4 protein-coding genes and 1 pseudogene are annotated in these 6306 nt (G+C 47.1%); 4 read left to right on the top strand and 1 reads right to left on the bottom strand.

Annotation, left to right across the window (positions count from 1 at the left end; all coding sequences use genetic code 11):
* Positions 1 to 128: 128 nt before the first annotated feature.
* From mutL to AACV78_RS17120, 3 genes and pseudogenes are all read left to right on the top strand, one after another.
* Positions 129 to 1562 (top strand): annotated as a pseudogene (mutL, locus tag AACV78_RS17130) (DNA mismatch repair endonuclease MutL); the annotation flags it as partial.
* Between the two features lie 231 nt (positions 1563 to 1793).
* Positions 1794 to 2615 carry a SirB1 family protein gene (locus AACV78_RS17125; RefSeq protein ID WP_194010058.1) on the top strand — a complete coding sequence of 274 codons (822 nt, stop codon included), beginning with the start codon at positions 1794 to 1796 and terminating at the stop codon, positions 2613 to 2615.
* Between the two features lie 253 nt (positions 2616 to 2868).
* A complete protein-coding gene (locus tag AACV78_RS17120) occupies positions 2869 to 3546 on the top strand; it encodes an alpha/beta hydrolase (protein ID WP_194010059.1) in 678 nt (225 codons plus the stop codon).
* Between the two features lie 10 nt (positions 3547 to 3556).
* Here the strand turns inward: AACV78_RS17120 and AACV78_RS17115 are convergent, their stop codons facing one another.
* Positions 3557 to 4021 carry an SRPBCC family protein gene (locus AACV78_RS17115; RefSeq protein ID WP_194010060.1) on the bottom strand — a complete coding sequence of 155 codons (465 nt, stop codon included), beginning with the start codon at positions 4019 to 4021 and terminating at the stop codon, positions 3557 to 3559.
* A 77-nt stretch (positions 4022 to 4098) separates the two neighbouring features.
* On the opposite strand from AACV78_RS17115, the gene AACV78_RS17110 reads away from it, so the two are divergent.
* Entirely contained in the window at positions 4099 to 5796 is a 1698-nt protein-coding gene (locus tag AACV78_RS17110) for a mechanosensitive ion channel (protein ID WP_194010061.1), read from the top strand.
* Positions 5797 to 6306: the final 510 nt, after the last annotated feature.

Genomic DNA, 6306 nt, shown 5'->3' with positions numbered 1-6306 from the left:
CAACAAACAGCAGAACCAGCTAGAAATATTGCTCAATCCCAAATTCACCCCCCCCCAGCCCCCCCTTATTAAGGGAGGGAGTTGAGAATTCATCGTTTAAGAAGGAAGCAGTTGAAAATGCTCGATCGGGCTGGCGGGTGGTTTACAGCAGGACAGGTGTTGCTGTGGAGGTGGAAACAGTGGCGATCGCGCCTGGTACGGTGGTGAGTGTGGCTGATTTGTTTGGCAATTGGCCTGTGCGCCGCACTTTTTTGACTCCGGCACAGCAAATGCGATCGATCCAATCAATCATTCAGCAAATTGCTATTTGTCACCCGCACGTTAATTGGCAGTTGCGTCAAGGAAATACTGCTTGTTTCTACGTCACTCCTAGCAGTACAGCGGAACAAATTTTACCTCAATTTGTGCGCGGCGTGCGAGCAAGCGATTTGCAATATTTAAAGTTAGATTTGCCTTCAGTTTCTGAAAAGAATAAATCGCCAGATAGTTTCGCACAGGCGCAATTATTGTTGTCAAAAACAGGGGCGAGTTACCAATTCCCAATGCCCGATGCCCAATTCCCAATTCCTAATTCCCAATCTCTGGAGTTAGTAATTGGTTTGCCCGATCGCTGTCACCGCAGGCGGCCGGATTGGGTGAAGGTGGCGGTGAACCGGCGGGTTGTGCGATCGCCCGAATTAGAGCAAACTATTCTCAGCGCCTTCGCCCGTACTTGTCCGCGCGATCGCTATCCCGTGTGTTTTGTTCACCTGCAAATCTCCCCCTCAGAAATCGACTGGAACCGCCACCCGGCTAAAGCGGAAATTTATCTGCACGATCCGAGTTTTTGGCAATCACAAGTTAGCGCGGCAATCGATCGGGCTTTGCACTTGAATGATGAAGTTTTGCCAGCGCCACATATTCCCGATCGCGTGGGACAATTGCTGAAGGCATCGGAACAAAAAAGTGCTTACAGTGTAGGAATTGGCGATCGGCAAAACGATGAAGGCGACGAAGATCCAAAAAATCCTAAAATAGGATTGATGGAACTGAGGGCGATCGCACAAGTTCACAATACTTACATTGTGGCGGAACATTCCAGCGGAATGTGGTTGATAGAACAACACATCGCTCACGAGCGCGTCTTGTACGAGAAATTGTGTGCGGCTTGGCAGCTAAAACATCTCGAAAAACCAGTAATTCTCAGTCAATTATCAGCGCTGCAAATTGAGAATTTATCCCGCTTGGGTTTGGAAGTAGAAATATTTGGCGAACAGCTATGGGCGGCGCGAGAAGTTCCTGAATTGTTAGCCGATCGAGATGACTGTGCGGCGGCGCTTTTTGAGCTCAGTAAAGTCGCAGATTTGCAAGCTGCTCAAGTTGCTACTGCTTGTCGCAGCGCTATTCGCAACGGCACTTCTTTGAGTCTTTTCCAAATGCAAAATTTGTTGAATGAATGGCAACAAACTCGCAATCCGCGTACTTGTCCTCACGGCAGACCTATCTATTTTGCTTTGGAAGAATCGACTCTGGCTAGGATTTTTCGCCGCAGTTGGGTGATTGGTAAAAGTCACGGGATTTGAAGGTGTGCGTTACATACAAAACTGTTTTTTTTACCGCAGAGGGCGCAGAGAACGCAGAGAGGAGGAAAAGAGAGGTTTTGTTGAGGGTTTTTTGGTGACAGGATATGCTGTTTTTTTTACCGCAGAGGGCGCAGAGAACGCAGAGAGGAGGAAAAGAGAGGTTTTGTTGAGGGTTTTTGGGTGACAGGATATGCGGATAAAATGTTAATTAATGTTGAGTAAATTATTATTATGGATTTGACGATCGCCCGACAACTTTTTTACCAAGAAATTAGTCAGCCCGACAACTCGATCGACCTGGCGAAAGCTGCTTTGTATGTGGCTTTGGAGGAATACCCGAATTTAGAGCTTCAAGCGTATTTAAATGTTCTCGATTCGATCGCCGATCGAGTGCGTTTGCGCCTCCCGCCACAGAATTATCCGCTGCGGATCATTCAAACTATTAACGGCTATTTGTATGAAGATTTGGAATTTTCTGGGAATGATGCTGATTATTATGACCCCCGCAATAGCTTTTTGAATCAAGTGCTCGATCGCCGTACTGGGATTCCGATTTCTTTATCTCTGGTTTATTTGGAGGTGGCTAAGCGCATTGATTTTCCGATGGTGGGGATTGGGATGCCGGGACATTTTTTAATTAAGCCGGATTTTGAAGATGCTGGGATTTTTGTGGATGCGTTTAATGGTGGCGAGATACTATTTCCTGAAGATTGTCAAGGGAGACTTTCTCAAATTTACGGTCAACCGATGGAGTTGCAACCGGCTTTTCTAGCCCCGGTAAGTACGCGGCAGTTGTTGGGGCGAATGCTGGGAAATTTGAAGGCGATTTATTTGCAACAGCGTGATGCTTTGAGGGTGTTGGGGGCGATCGAACGGATTTTGCTGTTGTTTCCCAATGCGCTGTTGGAAAGGCGCGATCGCGGAATTCTTTTCTATCAAATTGGGCGTTTTGCTGAGGCGCGGCACGACTTGGAACTATACCTGACAAATGCTCCGAATGCTGAGGATGCTGCTGCAATTCGCCAATTGCTCGCAAGGCTCGATCGGAACTAACTTAAATGGGCGATCGCACAACATCGCACCCCAAGCTACACTCGATAAGTTTTACAAAGTTCGATCGAATTTTTGCAAATCTGGACATAACATATAACCGAGAAATTAACACCTATCTTTTGATAGGTTACATTTGCTCGACCTGACTGTAAAATACTATGTCATTTACGGAACTCCTGACTCGACTTTCTCGACAGATACCCGCAGAGACGATCGATCGAAACTGTATTTTGACGTAAAGAGGCACAAACCCATGAACTTTAAGTTTCAACAAAGTTATCCGAACAAAATGCAACCGCAGTCAGCCGATTTTACCAAAAGAATGTCAAAGTCTTTATCATTAGGTTTGGCACTTTTGCTCTCGACAAGTGCAGTATTTCTGAGCAGCGCCAAAGCCTTTGCACTAGACAATGTTACCGTAAAATACGGTGCTGTTGACGTAACTTTACCGATGAGCGACTTGCAAAGCTTTGCACAAACCGGCACAGCATCACCTCAACTGCAAAGCGTTCTGAATCTTGCCAAACAAAAACCGGAGGCGGTGCGCGAAATATTAACGCGAGAAGTGGCTTTAGATTCCCAATTAGTAATGCGGTTGGCAAATACTTATTTTGGGGAAATTGTTTTCAAAGAATTGGGCGAGGTTGCTTATACGCCGACAACTCGGCTGCAAAGCGCGCCGGCACTGCGCGATGCTTTAGTCGCAGCTTCTAAAGATGGCAAAATATCGCTGATCGAAGTGATTCAAAATTACGGGCCTGCCGCTTTAGAAGTGAATGGAGATCAAGCGATGGTAATCTATCAGCGAGTCATCAAAGATTTGCAAGATATGCAGGATATCTATAAGAATTCCCCAGCTTTGCAAAATACTGCTGGTCAAGCAAGACAAATGATTTGTCAGCCAAATTCATCACCGGGGGCTGGGAAGTAAATAATACCAATTAGCTATTACTAATTTCTTGAGATAATTGCTCCGCTACTCGTTTGAGTCGGCGGAGTTGGTCTTTCATGTCTTTTTTTGTCAAAGAAGCTGCAAAGCTATTGAAACCAAATCTAATTAAAGGATTGGGGATTTGAAATTCAAAGCGGTTAATCAAAAGAGTTCCTTGGATGTGGGGCTGGCATTCCCAACGATCGCACCCTTGGAAAAATCCGTCAAACCCCCAAACAATTAAACCGGGTTGTCGCTCTAACACCACGCTGTTTAAAGTGGGTTGCAAAACCGGAATTTTTATGATGAACAAGCTGCGGCTTCCCACAGCAGTATCCCACTCGCCCTCGGGTTCGCAGCGCAGCATGGGATTGAGCCACTTGTGCATCAAAGTGCGATCGACTATACAGCGCTCCACCAAGGTGGCTGCAGCGCCAATTTCAATTGATTGCTCGAAAACTTGACGAATTGACATGAAAACCTGCAAGCTAGAAGCGTATTCTGACAGTTTTTTATCTGCCTTGTCAAATGTGACATCAACCTGAGAAAAAAATGAATCAAACTTGGCAAGAAATAACTCAACAGATATCTAGTCCAATAGCGGTTATGTCCGATGGCTTACGCCCCGCTACGCTACGCCTTTTGGCGCAAGTCCAACCCACCCCGAATCCTCTGACAGATGCCGAACGCGGATTTAACGATTTTGTGGTGAGTTCAAACCTGGAAAATCTCCTCTGGGCCATCGGTATCCTGCTAATTGGCTTGATCGTATCAGCCCTTGTCTCATCTTTAGTCGGGGGATTGCTCAAGAAGACTACCATAGACAACCGACTGGCTGGTTGGATTACTGGCCGTCCTGCAGGAGAAGGCTCCCCGCAAGTGGAAAAATGGATTTCCGCTGCGGTATTCTGGATCATTTTTATCTTTTTCCTAGTTGCCTTTTTCAACCGGCTCAATTTAACGGCTGTCTCGCAACCTCTCAATACTTTTCTCAATCAAATTGCTGGTGCTTTGCCGAAGTTAGCCAAAGCCCTAATTTTTCTGGGGATTGCTTGGGTGTTGGCGACAATTGCCAAATTGGCTCTATCGCGGGCGATGCGGACTTTTGGCGTAGACGAGCGCTTGAACCAGCAGGTGGGTACTGCACCAAGCGAGAATCCTTTGCTGCTGAGCGAGACTCTGGCGAATGCGCTGTACTGGTTCATTTTTCTGCTGTTTTTGCCGTTGGTTCTCGAATCGCTGGATTTGCAGCAGGCTTTGCTACCAGTTAATAATTTGCTCAACCAAATTTTGGCGGCAATTCCGAAAATCCTGGAAGCTTTGCTGATTGGGTTTATCGGCTGGCTGCTGGCTCAAGTGGTGCAGCGGATTGTTACGAATCTGCTGGCTGCTGCTGGGGCGGACAGTTTGGGCGCTCGGTTTGGTATTTCCCGGAGTTCGGGCGGACAATCGCTGTCGTGGATTATCGGTACGATCGTCTACGTGTTGATTTTGATTCCCACGGCGATCGCAGCTTTGAACGCTTTGGACATCCAAGCGATTTCGCTGCCGGCCATCGCGATGCTCAACACGATTCTGGGCGCGCTTCCCAACATTTTCACAGCAGCCATAATTCTGGCAGTTGCTTACATTTTGGGGCGCTGGATTGGCGATTTGGTGACTAATATCCTCACCGGAATTGGGTTTAACAATGTCTTTTCTTGGTTGGGAGTGCAGCCGAAACAGCCGCTGCGACTACCGCCGAGTTCGATCGATCCTGAAGCAACGATTCTGCAAGAACCGGAACTGCCGGCCCGCACGCCTTCGCAATTTGTCGGCATTGTGGTGCAGGTAGGCATCATGCTGTTTGCTGTGGTTGCCGCTACCGACGTGCTGGGGATTCCGGCGCTGACGGCGATTGTCAGCGGTATTGTGCTGGTTGCAGGTAGAGTGCTGGCCGGTTTGGTGGTATTTGCGATCGGCTTGTATTTGGCGAACCTAGCGTTTAGTTTGATTGCTAGTTCTGGAACTCGCCAAGCGCGGTTGTTGGGCCAAACGGCTCGCATCGCGATTATTGCTTTTGTGGCAGCATTAGCGCTGCAACAAATGGGTATTGGCAGCGATATTGTGAATTTAGCTTTCGGGCTGCTGCTAGGGGCGATCGCAGTTGGAATTGCTCTAGCCTTTGGTTTGGGCGGGCGCGAGATTGCGGCCAACGAACTTCGCCAATGGTTAGCGTCGTTTAAACAAGATAAAACGCCGCGTTTGTAACTCTATAAAATGGCGTTTGTCAAGTACAAACGCCATTTATTTGTTATTTGTTAGTTGTTATTTGTTATTTGTTATTTGTTATTTGTCATTCAAGACGGTCAGGATGTTCTCAGTCATCGTTTTTTAGAGCTATAGCGGTTTTCAAGCATTGTGAGGTAGCCCGGTTTGGCCGGCGCGGGCCTATGCCCCGCAGCACCTCATCTTTCGCTTGAAATGCTATAGAACCCATTTGACATCTTTGAGTTTTTGGGTTGGGTGACGATAAATATAGAGAGAAACCCGGTTTCTGAGATTTACGAAAGGGGCGAGAAACCGGGTTTCTATGAGTTTTTGGTTGGGTGATGAGAAATATAGAGAGAAACCCGGTTTCTGAGATTTACGATGGCGAGAAACCGGGTATTCTTGGAGTTTTTGGTTGGGTGATGAGAAATATAGAGAGAAACCCGGTTTCTGAGATTTACGAGGGCGAGAAACCGGGTATTCTTGGAGTTTTTGGTTGGGTGATGAGAA

Source organism: Tychonema sp. LEGE 07196 (genome assembly GCF_963890365.1).
GTDB lineage: Bacteria > Cyanobacteriota > Cyanobacteriia > Cyanobacteriales > Microcoleaceae > Microcoleus.
Note: the sequence above shows the minus strand (reverse complement) of the source record. Positions and strands in the feature narration are given on the sequence as shown.